Source organism: Kosakonia sp. (assembly GCF_032104925.1).
Classification (GTDB): Bacteria; Pseudomonadota; Gammaproteobacteria; order Enterobacterales; family Enterobacteriaceae; genus Kosakonia.
This window is the reverse complement of sequence record NZ_DAMCGF010000001.1, coordinates 573,936-588,972: the sequence shown is the minus strand read 5'-3', so window position 1 is coordinate 588,972 and position 15,037 is coordinate 573,936. Positions and strand designations below refer to the sequence as shown.

General features: G+C 52.2%; 12 protein-coding genes and 1 pseudogene. 8 read left to right on the top strand and 5 right to left on the bottom strand.

Going from position 1 to position 15,037, the window contains the following annotated elements; all coding sequences use genetic code 11:
- Positions 1-29 precede the first annotated feature (29 nt).
- Positions 30-995: an L-Ala-D/L-Glu epimerase gene (ycjG, locus tag RT644_RS02755; RefSeq protein WP_097405920.1), complete on the top strand. Its 966-nt coding sequence runs from the start codon at positions 30-32 to the stop codon at positions 993-995.
- On the opposite strand, the gene mpaA is transcribed toward ycjG, so the two are convergent.
- Complete coding sequence (gene mpaA, locus RT644_RS02750) at positions 986-1,699, bottom strand: murein tripeptide amidase MpaA (protein WP_160270072.1); 714 nt, start codon at positions 1,697-1,699, stop codon at positions 986-988. The genes ycjG and mpaA overlap by 10 nt on opposite strands.
- A gap of 188 nt (positions 1,700-1,887) precedes the next feature.
- Here mpaA and RT644_RS02745 point away from each other — a divergent pair, with 188 nt between their 5' ends.
- Both RT644_RS02745 and RT644_RS02740 read left to right on the top strand, forming a co-directional pair.
- Positions 1,888-3,504 (top strand): peptide ABC transporter substrate-binding protein, encoded by a 1,617-nt coding sequence (locus RT644_RS02745; RefSeq protein ID WP_313625519.1) that lies wholly within the window; start codon positions 1,888-1,890, stop codon positions 3,502-3,504.
- A 410-nt stretch (positions 3,505-3,914) separates the two neighbouring features.
- Complete coding sequence (locus tag RT644_RS02740) at positions 3,915-4,103, top strand: YdiH family protein (protein WP_044489640.1); 189 nt, start codon at positions 3,915-3,917, stop codon at positions 4,101-4,103.
- Positions 4,104-4,158: 55 nt separating this feature from the next.
- Here RT644_RS02740 and RT644_RS02735 read toward each other — a convergent pair whose 3' ends face one another.
- Complete coding sequence (locus tag RT644_RS02735) at positions 4,159-5,379, bottom strand: sensor domain-containing diguanylate cyclase (protein ID WP_045508101.1); 1,221 nt, start codon at positions 5,377-5,379, stop codon at positions 4,159-4,161.
- 98 nt (positions 5,380-5,477) lie between these two features.
- Positions 5,478-7,613 carry a putative bifunctional diguanylate cyclase/phosphodiesterase gene (locus tag RT644_RS02730; RefSeq protein WP_313625590.1) on the bottom strand — a complete coding sequence of 712 codons (2,136 nt, stop codon included), beginning with the start codon at positions 7,611-7,613 and terminating at the stop codon, positions 5,478-5,480.
- 457 nt (positions 7,614-8,070) lie between these two features.
- On the opposite strand from RT644_RS02730, the gene RT644_RS02725 reads away from it, so the two are divergent.
- The 4 genes from RT644_RS02725 (at position 8,071) to dbpA (ending at position 12,224) form a co-directional block, all read left to right on the top strand.
- Entirely contained in the window at positions 8,071-9,246 is a 1,176-nt protein-coding gene (locus RT644_RS02725; protein ID WP_313625515.1) for a methyl-accepting chemotaxis protein, read from the top strand.
- A gap of 145 nt (positions 9,247-9,391) precedes the next feature.
- Complete coding sequence (zntB, locus tag RT644_RS02720) at positions 9,392-10,375, top strand: zinc transporter ZntB (protein ID WP_016495909.1); 984 nt, start codon at positions 9,392-9,394, stop codon at positions 10,373-10,375.
- Positions 10,376-10,646: 271 nt separating this feature from the next.
- The gene (locus RT644_RS02715) at positions 10,647-10,820 is read left to right on the top strand and encodes a hypothetical protein (protein ID WP_016495910.1); all 174 of its coding nucleotides are present in this window, start codon (positions 10,647-10,649) and stop codon (positions 10,818-10,820) included.
- Between the two features lie 30 nt (positions 10,821-10,850).
- Positions 10,851-12,224, top strand: coding sequence for an ATP-dependent RNA helicase DbpA (gene dbpA, locus RT644_RS02710; RefSeq protein WP_313625510.1), 1,374 nt, complete (start codon positions 10,851-10,853; stop codon positions 12,222-12,224).
- 38 nt (positions 12,225-12,262) lie between these two features.
- Here dbpA and ttcA read toward each other — a convergent pair whose 3' ends face one another.
- Together ttcA and RT644_RS02700 are read right to left on the bottom strand one after the other, a co-directional pair.
- The gene (gene ttcA, locus RT644_RS02705) at positions 12,263-13,198 is read right to left on the bottom strand and encodes a tRNA 2-thiocytidine(32) synthetase TtcA (protein ID WP_016495912.1); all 936 of its coding nucleotides are present in this window, start codon (positions 13,196-13,198) and stop codon (positions 12,263-12,265) included.
- Positions 13,198-13,454: pseudogene (locus RT644_RS02700) on the bottom strand (hypothetical protein); the annotation flags it as partial. The gene ttcA and the pseudogene RT644_RS02700, both read right to left, overlap by 1 nt.
- Before the next feature lie 173 nt (positions 13,455-13,627).
- Between RT644_RS02700 and RT644_RS02695 the strand changes: the two are divergent.
- Entirely contained in the window at positions 13,628-14,914 is a 1,287-nt protein-coding gene (locus RT644_RS02695) for an AppA family phytase/histidine-type acid phosphatase (RefSeq protein WP_313625508.1), read from the top strand.
- Positions 14,915-15,037: the final 123 nt, after the last annotated feature.

The following is a 15,037-nucleotide window of genomic DNA, read 5'->3' as shown; positions in this document are numbered from 1 at the left end:
GGTTTAGACCTGCGGCAGAGGAGTGAGGAATGAGAAGCGTCAAAGTGTATGAGGAAACCTGGCCGCTGCATACGCCGTTTGTGATTTCGCGCGGTGCGCGCAACGAAGCGCGCGTGGTGGTGGTCGAGCTGGAAGAGGATGGCATAAAAGCCGCCGGGGAATGTACGCCTTACCCGCGTTATGGTGAAAGCGAGGCATCTGTCATGGCGCAAATCATGACAATTGTGCCGCAACTGGAAAACCGCCTGACGCGTGAAGAGCTGCAAACCATCCTGCCGCCGGGCGCTGCGCGAAACGCGGTTGACTGCGCCTTGTGGGATTTGCAGGCGCGCAAAGCGGCTATCTCGCTGGCCCAGTCCGCTGGTGTCAGTTTGCCGGAAACTATTATCACCGCTCAAACAGTGGTGATTGGCACACCGGAACAGATGGCGGCCAGCGCCGCCGCGCTCAGCGAAAAGGGCGCTCAGCTGCTGAAAATTAAGCTGGATGATCATTTGATCAGCGAAAGGCTGGTGGCAATTCGCGCTGCCGCGCCCGAAGCGACATTAATTGTGGATGCCAATGAGGCCTGGCACAGTGAAGGGCTTGCCGCGCGATGCCAGTTGCTGGCGGATCTCGGCGTTGCCATGCTGGAACAGCCGCTGCCAGCCGATGAGGACGATGCACTGGCGAATTTCATCCATCCGTTGCCGATTTGCGCGGATGAAAGCTGCCACACCCGAGAAAGCCTCGCTCACCTGCATGGGCGCTATGAAATGGTGAATATCAAGCTGGATAAAACCGGCGGATTAACCGAAGCGCTGGCGCTGGCGCATGAGGCGTCTCAACAAGGATTCACGCTAATGCTTGGTTGTATGATCTGTACGTCGCGCGCCATCGCGGCGGCGCTACCACTTGCCAGCCAGGTGCGTTTTGCCGATCTTGATGGCCCGACCTGGCTGGCGGTGGATGTTGAACCGGCGCTGCATTTCAGCACCGGTAAGCTTCATCTTTGAGGATCCCAGTGCAGTAGCGCCGTCATTGCCGCAAGGTATTTCTCGCTGGCTTCATCAGAGGAGATCGGCGGGAATTCGACGGTGATACAGTGCAAATTGATATCTGCACACCAGCTGCCAAACGATCCCGGCGTTTCGTAACCGACGCTGGTGACCAGCGGCAGGGAAAATTCATCCGCGAGCCATTTCCCAAGCGCGCTCTGGCGGGGATCTTCAACGCAGGCCAGCGGATCGTGGAATGTCACGACCCACGCCGGGTGAATGCGATGGATAAGCTGGCACAGCGCCTGCGTTTCCGGTTCTGAACCTGGCGCATCGCCTGTCAGCAAGACGACATCACGATCTTCAGCCGCACTGTTCCAGCGATACACCGTTTCACCGGGTTTCCAGTTGGCCGCCGGGAAATTACGGTTAAGATCAACCCCGTTCGCGTTTGCGCGCAGACCAAGCTGGCAACCATCCGGGTTGACCGCCAGCACCACGTGATGATGACGTAAATCTGCCTTAAGCGTGCGCAACGCGCAGGAGAGCGTCACCACGGACGAATTCTCGTCACCGTGCGTTCCGGCGATAATGAGCCCGCTTTCACGCGTGGCAATGGGGGCGGGAAACCAGATCAGCGGCGCGCCTAACAGCGAGCGACCAAACTCTTCACTGCCGGGGGCAAATGCGCCTCGTTGAGCACGCGGGCGTGTGGCTGGCATAGGCTTCCTTTTATTGTCGTTTATTTACAGCAAGTGTTGAGCATAAAGCGATGCGACGCAAATCATGCCATGAGGGTTAATTTGGCGTCCAGCCTCAATTTTCCGCTGTCCGCTGTTTGCATTCTCCCAAGTTAAAACAAATAATTACCTCATCTTTTGCCGGGAAGTTATACCAATGAGGGGATCCCATGAAGCATCGAATTTCAGCGCTGAGCTGCGCGCTCTGGCTGTGCGGTTTTTCTGTAAGTGCACTGGCGGCCGATGTGCCGCCGGGTACCCAACTCGCCGAGAAACAGGAAGTCGTTCGCCATGTTAAAGATGAACCTGCAACGTTAGATCCGGCGAAAGCCGTTGGCTTGCCGGAAATTCAGGTCATCCGCGATCTCTTTGAAGGGCTGGTGAATCAGAACGAGAAGGGCGAAATCGTTCCGGGCGTTGCCAGTAAATGGCAAAGCAGCGATAACCGCACCTGGGTATTTACGTTGCGGGACGATGCGCGCTGGTCCGATGGCTCGCCAGTAACGGCAGAGGATTTTGTCTATAGCTGGCAGCGACTCGTTGATCCGAAAACCACTTCACCCTTCGCCAGTTTTGCTGCGCTGGCGGGCATTGCGAATGCGAAAAGCATTACGGAGGGTAAAGAGGCGGTGGATAAACTCGGCGTCAGCGCCGTTGATGCGCGCACGTTGCGGGTGCAACTGGAGCGGCCATTGCCGTGGTTCCCCAGTTTGGCCGCCAGTTTTGCCTTTTACCCGGTGCAAAAAGCCAATGTGCAAAGCGGTGCTGATTGGACGCGCCCTGGCAAACTGGTGGGCAATGGCGCTTATGTACTTGCCGATCGCGTAGTGAACGAAAAGCTGGTGCTCGAACGTAACAAGCATTACTGGGACGATGCGAAAACGGTTATCCAGCAGGTCACGTTTGTACCGATCAATCAGGAGTCTGCGGCCACCAAACGCTATCTGGCGAACGGTATCGACATTACGGAATCTTTCCCGAAAAACCTCTATCAAAAGTTACTTAAAGATATCCCCGGACAGGTTTATACGCCGCCGCAGCTTGGCACCTATTACTATGCGTTTAACACCCAGAAAGGGCCGACTGCCGATGCGCGTGTGCGGCTTGCGCTGAGCATGACGATTGATCGGCGGGTGATCGCGCAGAAAGTACTGGGAACCGGTGAAAAACCGGCCTGGCGCTTCACGCCGGATGTTACCGCCGGATTTACGCCGCAGCCCTCGCAAATTGAACAGATGAGCCAGGACGAGTTGAACGCGCAGGCAAAAACGTTATTGCAGGCGGCAGGCTACGGCCCGCAACGTCCGCTGAAACTGACGCTGCTGTATAACTCTTCAGAAAACCATCAGAAAATCGCGATTGCGGTGGCATCAATGTGGAAAAAGAGCCTTGGCGCGGACGTTAAATTGCAGAATCAGGAGTGGAAAACCTATATCGACAGCCGTAACAGCGGCAACTTTGATGTTATCCGCGCGTCGTGGGTCGGGGATTATAATGAACCTTCCACTTTCCTGTCGGTGCTGAACTCGACGAACAGCGGCAACATTCCACGTTTCAACGATGCGGCGTACGACAAAGTGCTGGCGCAGGCGGCGCTGGAAACCAACGCCCAGGCGCGAAACGCTGATTATAACGAGGCGGAACATATTCTGGCGGAAAAAGCGCCGATTGCGCCGATTTATCAGTACACCAACGGGCGTTTGATTAAACCATGGCTGAAAGGTTATCCAATTAATAACCCCGAAGATGTGGCGTATAGCCGTACGCTTTATATTCTGAAGCACTGATAAAAAAATCCCCTTACGTCACGGGAAGTAAGGGGAAACTCATTGATTACGGAATGGTTCCTGTCTGAGCAGGAGTGGTGCGAATTTTACTTAGGGAATGTGAAGGGACAATGGAGGAAATAAGGAGACGCATTTTTACGCTTTCCCCTGACTTTTCAACAAATAAGCCCGCGTCGTTGAGCGGGCTAAAAAACTGGAAGTAATGTCATACGCAATACCTCTGAATCATTGACTCAACGATTCGTTATTAAGAAAGTTCATTTTATCATCTAAGTACGCAACCCATTTTTTAAATGGACTGGGACAAAATTATCTTCCCCCGCGAAATGCCGCCTTTTTACGATTTTGGTCAAAAAACAGACAATGCAGTGTGCTATAGTGGTCAGGTTTTCACCACGAAAGAGGATGCTATGGAGACTGAATTAGACCCAACCCAACTGGCAATTGAATATCTGCGTCGCGACAAAACCACGCTGACACCGGCGGAATACTTAAAAAAACTCAAACAATTGCGCCTGGAGTTTGCGGATTTGCTGACGCTGTCGCACAGCGAGCTGAAAGAAGAGATTGATTTTGCCTGGCGTCTGGGTATCCACTAACTCAGCAACATCACTGCAATGCGCCCGTCAGACGGGCGCTTTTTTTTGCTTGTTATCATGCGGCCAGTACCCGGTTTCGCCCGTTATTCTTCGCCAGGTATAACGCCTCATCTACGCGTTTAAAGAGGGCATCCAGGTCTTCATCAGGCAGATGGTGCGCCACACCAATACTCACCGTAAAGCCAGGCAGATCCGCGATGTTGATACTGGCCACGGCCTGACGTATCCGTTCCGCTACGTTTAGTGCCATATCCGTAGTGGTATGCGGCAGTAGTAACAGGAACTCTTCGCCGCCCCAGCGGAAAACATAATCGCCTGAGCGGCAGTTCGTCTCAAGCATTCGCGCCAGTTCAACCAGTACCTGGTCACCTTTTTGATGACCAAACTGATCATTGATACCTTTGAAATGATCGGCGTCTACCAGTAGCAAACTGAAATCAAGCCCCGTCGGCAGAATGTGTTCCGTCAGATGATAAAACTGGCGGCGGTTCAGCAGGCCGGTGAGCGCATCGCGATGCGCGGCGTATTCCAGTTCCTGCTCAAGGCGTTTTTGTTCGGTGATATCGTGAATAATGCACAACATCAAACGCTTGCCATAGATCTCAACCGGCCCGGCGTACGTTTGTACATGGCGGGTGGAACCATCCGCGAGTTGATGAATAAAATTTAATGGCTTATGCCCGCCAGGCAGGTTCGACACTTCCTGCATCACCGGTAATACGCTGCGCCCAAGCGTATTGATCTCCCAGGTGTGTTTCTGGCACATCTCTTCGTGGTCATAACCATAAAAACGTAGCGCAGCGAGGTTGGCATCGACAATCAACCCATCACGAATGGGATCGATAAGCAGCATTGGCGCGGATGTTGTGTAAAAAAAGCGGGCGTAAAAACCTTGCTTGTGTGGGCGATACGTTGGCGAGTGGTGCGCTTTTAACGCCGCCGCCGCGGCACCTGACACGCCTTCAAACAGCAGCACTTCACCGGCGTTTTCCAGCGTGCGCAACACGACACGGCAACTGATGGTGGTCTCTTCACCATCCGGACAAACACTCCAGATTTCGACCACATCTTCATGATTTTGTAAGCTGGGCAGGTACATAGCCAGGCTGAGTTGCGCATAAGCAGAGTATTTTCCGTTTCGCATCTCAGTGAGTGAGCGTCCTGCCGCGATTTTCAGCGCTTGCGCATTCGCGAACAGTAACGCTTCTGTGTCAGGAGCAACCACCCAAACCGGGGTGGAGAGCACATTCAACGCATCCAGGTGATGTTTAAGCATGGCGACTCCCCTTAATCATGTATGTTGCAACGCGGTCACAAGTGACACATCAGCGGCAATTTAATGACTTTCTTGCAACATACCTGAAAATTAGGGGTTTATGCGGGCTTTTTTTGTGACGAATCTGAACATTCCAGCGATAAAGTGAATCTTTTTTGCTGGAGCAGCACCGCCACTTTCTCGACCGGTAAAGGACGGGCAAAAAGAAACCCTTGCAGATAAGCGCAGCCCATATTGGTCAGCAACGCCTGCTGCTCGGCCGTTTCGATACCTTCCGCGACGACATGCATGTTCATGGAATGTGCAATATCAATGATCGTGGAGACAATTTTAACGTTGCGGCTGTTATCGCGAATGTCCTTCACAAAACTTCTGTCGATTTTAAGCTCTGTTGCCGGTAACCGTTTCAGCATCAGCATATTGGAGTAGCCCGTGCCAAAATCATCAATGGCGACCGTGATACCCATTTGCGCGAACTGGTTAAGCAACTGCACACTGCGCTCGATGTTTTTCAGCGCAGTGTTCTCCGTGATTTCAAGCGTCAACTGCATGGGATCGATATGGTAGCGTTGCAGTGAATCGGTGATTTGGTCGTAAATATCATGCTGCTCAAACTGGCTGGGTGAGAGGTTGATAGCAAGCGTCAGATGACGAAAACCCAGGTTGTTCCAGTGATGTAACTGCCTGCATGCTGCATCAATTACCCAGCGCCCGACAGAGATGATTAGCCCCGTTTTTTCCAGCATCGGTAAAAAGGTTGCGGGCAGCAAAACTCCCCGTGTCGGGTGACGCCAGCGCAGTAACGCTTCGAAACCTGCCAACGCATGCTCCGGCGCGTGGTACTGCGGTTGATACCAGAGTTCAAACTGATCGCGTGACAACGCCTGCGATAAATCCTGCAAAAATAGCGGATCGTCGACGGTTTTCTGCGCCATGCCGGCATGAAAAACAGCCCAGCTGTTTCGGCCTTCTTGTTTTACGCTGTACATTGCCGTGTCGGCTTTCAGTTTCAGCTCGTGCGCGGTATCGCCATGCTGCGGGTAGTAACTGATCCCGGCACTGAGTGAAACATTAATGACATGATTCAGTTCGCAGAAGGGCTGCTGAATGGTGGCTACAAGGTGTTTTACCAGCGCCTCAACTTCGTCTTCGTGGGTGTCCGGCACCAGCAGGGTAAATTCATCTCCGCCCAGGCGTGCCAGCGACATTTTTTCGCTGATACAGGCGGATAATCGCCCGGCAACCGCCACCAGCAGTTGGTCACCTATGTGATGTCCCCAGGCATCATTGACCAGTTTAAAGCGATCTAAGTCCATATAAATCAAGGCGAAAGTGCTGCGTGTCTCCGATGCCTTGCTAAGGCAAGCATCAAGAAGATTGTCGAGCTGGGAGCGGTTTGCCAGCCCCGTTAGTGGGTCATAATAGGCTTGTTTTTCAAGTTGTTGATTAAGCTGGCGCAGGCTGTCCGTCAAACGTGATGTACGCAGTTGGGAATCAATCATCGAAATGAACAGCATGATGCCGAAAATCACCAGTGTCGTCGTGGCAACCCACAATGACAGCCCCAATTCGCCGACGTCATGGCTCATCAGCGTTGTTGCATGGCCGCGGATCACAATGCCTGTGCCATCTTTGCTGAATGTGGCGGCACTCATGGCGGTATAATGCATCGCACTGATAGAAGCACCCATTACCAGGGCTGCAAAGACGCGATTAATAAAGACGCCATGGGTATTTTGCCGCAGGCTAAAGGCCAGCCAAAGGGCAACCCATGCACTGAAAAATGCAATCGCTACCGAAAGCGCAATCAGCGCAACGTTCCAGTAAATAGTAAGGAAACCCATCATCGACGCCATACCCAGATAATGCATGGATACAACGCCGGTACCGAGCAGTAAGGAAGCGAACAGTAGACGTTTTGTCGGCAGTGTTTTGCCCGCTACGGCAATATTGATAGCAAGTATGGATGTCAACATCGCGATAATAAATGACAGGAGGGTAAGTTCTAAATCGTAATGCATCATCACCGGCATTTTCATTGCCAGCATGCCGACATAATGCATCGACCAGATACCGATCCCCAGGGTGGCGCCACCCGAAAAACGCCAGAATATTGCGCTGCGCGGTTCAGACGTCGCAACTTTGCCTGCGCTATCCAGTGCGACAAATGAAGCAATGAAAGCGACCAGAAAAGAGATGCCAATCAGAATGGGGTCCCACGAAACGTAGAGCATCATGCAATCCACACAGGCAAAAAAAGATGATATGTAATCCTGGCACTAATTTTAGCAGCTAACCTAATGAATTTAATGGCTACGCTAATTTTATTATTGCAGGGGCGAATAAACTAATAATAGCTCTTTATTTATTCATCGGCTGTTATGGCAATAACTTAAATAAAGTGAATGATTTAACATATGATAAAATTATCTTAAGTCGCGAATGTTATTTCTCATTAGTATGGGATGCATCATTTCTTATATGATATATGTTAACAAGCAATTCTGCTTAATCAATGTATTGTTATATCAGTATCTGCTGAGAGGAAGTTAAACTTCTCATTTAAATCGACTTAAGTGAAATTAAAATTATTTAAAGGTGAACATTATTCGGCATCAATTTCGCCGTGTAAAAGTAGATTGCGGATGCTATAAGGATCTTACCGTCCCCGGTGTTCAGGTGGTTTTCCCTATGTTGCGAAATATTAGCGTAAGAACATTTATTATTTTATATCTTCTGGTCTCTTTTTTTATTCTTGATGTATTAGTGATCGTTGTCTCAAAAAATATCGCTCTATTTGCCATGACAAGTGTTGTTTCCCTCACATCATTGACGCTTCTCTGGTTTTATATGACGCAATATTTGGTGACGCCGATAAACACGGTAAAAAAAAGCATAGAAGAAGTCACATCGGGAAACCTTTCTATCGTTATTCCTGAGTTTGGTAATAATTGCGCGGGTCGGTTAATTCCGGGCATTAACAGCCTTTCTGCCAGTATCGCGAGCCTGGTGAAAGAAATTCGCGCCTCTTCCGATACCGCGCTGGAGCTTTCGGCGCAACTGGCCTCACGCAGCGCCGATCTGTCTGTTAAAACGGAAGAGCAATCTGCCGCGCTGGTGCAAACGGCGTCCAGTATGGAGCAGATGGCTTCCAGCACGAAGAACAACGCTGACAATACCCGCCTCGCAAGTACCCGGGCAAAAGATGCCACAACCTGCGCGCAAAAAGGGGGCAAGCTAATGGGGCAGGTGGCGAAAAATATGCAATCGATAACCGATTGTGCCGGTCAGATGACCGAAATTATCTCCATCATTGATGGTATTGCTTTTCAGACAAATATTCTGGCGCTGAACGCGGCAGTAGAAGCGGCACGCGCCGGGGATCATGGCAAAGGTTTTTCCGTCGTGGCGGGCGAAGTGCGCAGTCTCGCGCATCGCAGCGCGGAAGCGGCGAAAAACATTAAATCGCTGATTGCTGTTACCACCGATAACGTTAACCAGGGCGCGACCGTCGTTGGTGAAGCCGAGCAGAACATGCACGAGATTGTTTCTGGTGCGAGCGTGGTGAGTAAATTAATGGATGAAATCGCCGTCACGACGCTGCAGCAGGAAAAGGGGATCTCGCAGATCACACTGGCGCTGGCGGAGCTGGAAAAAGTGACGCAAAGCAACGTCACCATGGTGGATGAACTGGCGGGCTCGTCGGATGTTTTACAACACCAGGTGGAGGGCTTACTGCAACGTATTGGTAAATTCCGCCTGGCGGCGGTAAAAGCACAGGATGCGGTACTGCCAGAAAAAGTCTCCCCTCCACGCGTCAGTGCTCCGCTGCTGGGTAAGCAGGAAAATTACTGGCACTCGTTCTGATTGCGGTGATAGCCGTAAAGGCCCGGGAAACCGGGCCTTATTTTTTGCATTGTTTGTTAATTTGTTAATAAATTCAGCGTGATGATTGCTTAACGTTGCCATATGGCTAGACTTGCCAAAACACCATGCGGATTGTGGAGGTCCTGTGGAAGCAATTAAAGGAACTGATGTGAACGTTCCGGATGCGGTATTTGCCTGGCTGTTGGACGGAAAAGGCGGCGTGAAACCGCTGGAAGATAATGATGTTATCACTGCAAGCACCCCGTGCTGGGTGCATCTGAATTATACCAACCCGGAGAGCGCCCAGTGGCTGGAAACCACACCGGTGTTGCCGAACAGCGTACGCACGGCGCTTTCCGGGGAGAGCATGCGCCCCCGGGTAAGCCGCATGGGTGAGGGGACGTTAATTACCTTGCGCTGCATAAATGGCAGCACGGACGAGCGGCCGGATCAACTGGTAGCGGTGCGCGTTTATATGGATGAGCGCATGATTGTGTCAACACGCCAGCGCAAAGTGCTGGCGCTGGACGATGTGGTCAGCGATCTGGAGGAGGGAACCGGCCCGACGGATTGTGGCGGCTGGCTGGTGGATGTGTGCGATGCGCTGACCGATCACGCCAGCGAGTTTATCGAATCGCTGCACGACCGGATTATCGACCTTGAAGATAACCTGCTCGATCAGCAAATTCCGCCGCGCGGCATCCTGGCGTTGCTGCGTAAGCAATTGATTGTGATGCGCCGCTATATGGCGCCTCAGCGCGATGTCTTTGCCCGGCTGGCCAGCGAACGTTTGCCGTGGATGAGTGACGATCAGCGCCGCCGGATGCAGGATATCGCCGATCGCCTTGGTCGCGGGCTCGATGAGATTGATGCCTGTATCGCCCGTACCGGCGTGATGACCGATGAAATTACCCAGGTGATGCAGGAATCACTGGCGCGACGCACTTATACGATGTCTTTGATGGCAATGGTGTTTCTGCCGAGCACATTTTTAACCGGGTTGTTTGGCGTCAACCTTGGCGGTATCCCCGGCGGTGGCTGGCATTTTGGCTTTGCGCTGTTTTGCATGATGTTGGTGGTGCTGATCGGTGGTGTTACCTGGTGGTTGCATCGTAGTAACTGGCTGTAAAATTTCACTTTTTTAACAAAAATTGAACATAAAAACGCCGCATTAATTGAGCGAGGTCAATAAACGAAACACCTGTTCAGGGCAATATTCATCTCGCAGGTGAATGCAACGTCAAGCGATGGGCGTTGCGCTCCATATTGTCTTACTTCCTTTTTTGAATTACTGCATAGCACAATTGATTCGTACGACGCCGACTTAATAGTCGGCTTTTTTTTGCCTCCGTGTTCTCGCCGTCTACCCTTAACGAGAAGCCCACAAAAAGGAGGCAATGATGAACGCACTCTATTTTTCTTCCCCACAGTTGAGCGATCCGGTGCCAACCGATCCGGTTCCAATCCCCGACCCGATCCCACGCCCGCAACCAATGCCGGATCCGCCGCCGGATGAAGAGCCGATTAAAATGTCGCGTTATAAAGGCAGATCTGAGAGGATACGCGCCTGCTAAACGTAAGCCTTTTTATCGCGAGAAAACATTGTGACCGCTTTTTCAACCCTGAATACTTTGCCCGCAGCCCAGATCGAAAACCTCAACGAACTGGGCTATCTCACCATGACGCCCGTCCAGGCGGCGGCGCTGCCCGCGATTCTTGCGGGTAAGGATGTCCGGGTACAGGCGAAAACCGGCAGCGGTAAAACAGCGGCGTTTGGCTTAGGGGTGTTGCAGCACATTGATGCCAGCCGTTTTCAAACGCAGTCCCTCATTTTATGCCCCACGCGTGAGCTGGCGGATCAGGTGGCAAACGAGCTGCGTCGCCTGGCGCGTTATATGCCGAACATCAAAATATTGACCTTGTGCGGTGGGCAGCCTTTCGGGGCGCAGCGCGACTCGTTACAGCACGCGCCGCACATTATTGTTGCCACGCCGGGCCGCCTGCTGGATCACCTGCAAAAAAGCACCGTTGCTCTCGATAACCTGCAAACGCTGGTGATGGATGAAGCGGATCGTATGCTGGATATGGGATTCAGCGACGCCATCAATGAGGTTATCGCTTTTGCCCCGGCTTCGCGCCAGACGCTGCTGTTTTCTGCGACCTGGCCGGAAGCCATTGCCGCCATTAGCGGTCGTGTGCAGCGCAATCCGGAAACAATTGAAATCGACACCGTTGACGCACTGCCAGCAGTAGAACAGCAATTTTTTGAAGTTTCCCGCAGCGGCAAAGCCAGTTTGCTGCAAAAGCTGCTCAGCGAACACCGCCCGGCATCCTGTGTGGTGTTCTGCAACACCAAAAAAGATTGCCAGGAAGTGTGTGATGCACTGAACGCCGCCGGGCAGGATGCCCTGGCGCTGCATGGCGATCTGGAGCAGCGCGATCGCGATCAGACGCTGGTGCGTTTCACCAATGGCAGCGCCCGTGTGCTGGTCGCCACCGATGTTGCCGCGCGTGGGCTGGATATCAAATCACTGGAGCTGGTAGTGAACTACGAGCTGGCGTGGGACCCGGAAGTTCACGTACACCGCATCGGGCGTACCGCGCGTGCGGGTAACACCGGTCTGGCCATCAGTTTCTGTGCGCCGGAAGAAGCACAGCGCGCGAATATTCTGGCCGAGATGCTGCAACTGAAGCTGAACTGGCTCAATCCACCGGCTAACGTCAAAGTCGTTCCGCTGGAAGCCGAAATGGCAACGTTGTGCATTGATGGGGGCAAGAAAGCCAAAATGCGCGCCGGTGATGTGCTCGGGGCGTTAACGGGAGAAATGGGGCTGGATGGCGCGGATATCGGCAAAATCACCCTCCACCCGGCGCACGTTTATGTCGCTGTGCGTCAAAGCGTGGTGCGTCAGGCGTGGAAGCAATTGCAGAACGGGAAAATTAAGGGCAAGACCTGTCGTGTGCGGTTGCTGAAATAAAGTAAAAAGCCTCTCTGGCGCACCAGAGAGGCACAACGTTATTTCACTTCAATGACGTTGAGGCGCAGCTCATCGAGTTGCGAATCATCCTCTTCCGGCTGCCAGCCCGCCGGTTGCAGCGGGATCTCTTCCCGATCAAAGGCCAGATCGCCGCCGTTCACCACTTCAGAGCCGTGGGTGATGCCTTTAAAGTCGAACAAATTAATATCGCTCAGGTGCGAAGGCACCACGTTTTGCATCGCGCTGAACATGGTTTCGATACGTCCAGGATAGCGTTTGTCCCAGTCACGCAGCATATCGGCAATCACCTGGCGTTGCAGGTTCGGCTGGGAGCCACACAGGTTGCACGGAATAATGGGGAACCCTTTGGCTTCCGAGAAGCGCTCAATATCTTTTTCGCGGCAGTACGCCAGCGGGCGAATCACAATGTGTTTACCATCATCGCTCATCAGTTTTGGCGGCATTCCTTTCATTTTTCCGCCGTAGAACATGTTCAAAAACAGCGTTTGCAGGATGTCATCGCGGTGGTGACCAAGGGCGATCTTTGTCGCACCCAGTTCCGTCGCTGTGCGGTAAAGAATGCCGCGACGTAAGCGTGAGCAGAGCGAACAGGTGGTTTTGCCTTCCGGGATCTTCTCTTTAACGATACCGTACGTGTTTTCTTCCACAATTTTGTATTCCACGCCCAGCGTATCCAGATACTGCGGCAGAATATGTTCCGGGAAACCTGGCTGTTTCTGGTCGAGGTTAACGGCCACCAGCGAAAAGTTGACCGGCGCGCTCTGTTGCAGGTTGCGCAAAATTTCCAGCATGGTGTAACTATCTTTGCCGCCGGAAAGGCAAACCATAATGCGATCGCCTTCTTCAATCATGTTGAAGTCGGCAATGGCCTCGCCCACGTTACGGCGCAGACGCTTTTGCAGTTTGTTAAGGTTGTACTGTTCTTTCTTTGTAATCTCTTGCTTTTCAATCATTATTTTGTCTCTGGAAGCGTCAGGGGCACCGCAGTGGCAAACCACATCATGATAGGGCTGCTGCTGATGAGCATGCCTTTCTGATCCTGGTTCATTTCCTCTCGCCATGCACCGTAAATTTCGTAAACCCTTTGCCCTTTTCATGCACATTAACTGGCAATGAAAATGGGCTTGTGCCGGCAGTCAAACACCAGCAGGCAAAAGTATGTCGCGTATGGTACGGATTCCGGCGGCGAATACCAGCACGTTTTACGGCTGGTGCCAGGCGCAGGCAATAAATGAAAGGGGCATCGCTCATCTTTTTTCAGGTGCGGTATAAAACCTATTGATCAATAGAGGAGTAAAATCATTTTCGCCAGGATGTGTAATCAGCTTGTGAAGAAACAAGCCGTTATCTAATCATCGAGGGAGGTAAAAGTGATAAGAGCAATGATTGTTCGCGCAGGAGTGTTACTCCTTTTCTTTTTTTCATTTCAATTACAGGCAAAAGAAGACCCCGGAATGAAGCTGGAGCGCGTCGTGATCGTTAGTCGTCACGGGGTGCGCGCACCAACCAAGTTCACGCCACAAATGCGCGAAGTGACACCCTTTCAGTGGCCCCAGTGGGATGTGCCGCTGGGATGGCTCACGCCGAGCGGAGGACAACTTATAGCGGCACTGGGGCATTATCAGCGTCTGCGGCTGGCAGATACGGGGTTACTGACAGATAAAACCTGCCCGGACGAGAGGCATGTGGCAGTGATTGCCGATACCGATCAACGAACCCGCAAAACAGGTGAAGCATTCCTGGCGGGGCTGGCGCCTGGATGTCCTGTTCCTGTGCATTATCAGCAAGACAAATCGAAGACAGACCCGCTTTTTAACCCGATAAAAACGGGTAAATGTTCATTTAACACAGCGGCGGTGAAAGCGGCGATTTTAACGAAAGCGGGAGGAAGTATTGAGCAATTCACGCAGAAATATCAGCCAGCTTTTCAGACTCTGGAGCACGTTTTAAATTTCCCTGCCTCAGAGAAATGCAAAACCGCCGGGGATAACCGAGTGTGTTCATTCACCAAAAATATCCCCACCAGACTCAACATCAAGCCTGATAACGTCTCCTTGCCTGGCGCGTGGGGGCTTTCTTCAACGCTCACGGAAATCTTTCTCCTGCAGCAAGCCCAGGGAATGGCGGACGTGGCGTGGGGCAGGATCGCAGGAGAAAAAGAATGGCAATCGTTATTAAGCCTGCATAATGCCCAGTTTGATCTGTTACAAAGAACACCTGAAGTGGCGCGGAGCCGGGCGACCCCCTTACTTGATTTAATACGCACGGCATTAACCACCAACGGCGCTGATCAGCATTACTTCGGCATCACATTTCCTGTTTCTGTGTTGTTTATTGCCGGACATGATACCAATCTCGCCAATCTCAGCGGTGCGTTAGATCTTAACTGGTCGCTGCCGTCGCAACCCGATAATACCCCGCCGGGCGGAGAGTTGGTTTTCGAACGCTGGAAACGGGTAAGCGACAACACGGACTGGGTTCAGGTGTCGTTCGTTTATCAGACCCTGCAGGAGATGAGAGAGATGCGCGCTTTCTCGCTGGATAACCCGCCGGGGCGGGTGGATCTTGCGCTCAAGGCGTGCAGTGAGAAGAATGCGCAGGGAATGTGCTCCTTAAACAGTTTTGCAAAGCTGATTGAATCGGTGCGCGTTGCTGATTGTGGCTTATAAAAAAACACGGCTTTCGCCAGAAAACTGAATCTTACGACCCGCTGCGAAATCCTGTGCCCCGAACATTGCTAAAGAAACAGGGCGCAGGCGATTCGCGCTTAATATGCCATTGAGCCAGTTTGT

Excerpts from the sequence above, each read along its gene's own strand:
- ycjG (WP_097405920.1), top strand. The coding sequence starts at position 30 with ATGAGAAGCGTCAAAGTGTATGAGGAAACCTGGCCGCTGCATACGCCG.
- mpaA (WP_160270072.1), bottom strand. The coding sequence starts at position 1,699 with ATGCCAGCCACACGCCCGCGTGCTCAACGAGGCGCATTTGCCCCCGGC.
- RT644_RS02745 (WP_313625519.1), top strand. The coding sequence starts at position 1,888 with ATGAAGCATCGAATTTCAGCGCTGAGCTGCGCGCTCTGGCTGTGCGGT.
- RT644_RS02740 (WP_044489640.1), top strand. The coding sequence starts at position 3,915 with ATGGAGACTGAATTAGACCCAACCCAACTGGCAATTGAATATCTGCGT.
- RT644_RS02735 (WP_045508101.1), bottom strand. The coding sequence starts at position 5,379 with ATGCTTAAACATCACCTGGATGCGTTGAATGTGCTCTCCACCCCGGTT.
- RT644_RS02730 (WP_313625590.1), bottom strand. The coding sequence starts at position 7,613 with ATGCTCTACGTTTCGTGGGACCCCATTCTGATTGGCATCTCTTTTCTG.
- RT644_RS02725 (WP_313625515.1), top strand. The coding sequence starts at position 8,071 with ATGTTGCGAAATATTAGCGTAAGAACATTTATTATTTTATATCTTCTG.
- RT644_RS02715 (WP_016495910.1), top strand. The coding sequence starts at position 10,647 with ATGAACGCACTCTATTTTTCTTCCCCACAGTTGAGCGATCCGGTGCCA.
- ttcA (WP_016495912.1), bottom strand. The coding sequence starts at position 13,198 with ATGATTGAAAAGCAAGAGATTACAAAGAAAGAACAGTACAACCTTAAC.
- RT644_RS02695 (WP_313625508.1), top strand. The coding sequence starts at position 13,628 with ATGATTGTTCGCGCAGGAGTGTTACTCCTTTTCTTTTTTTCATTTCAA.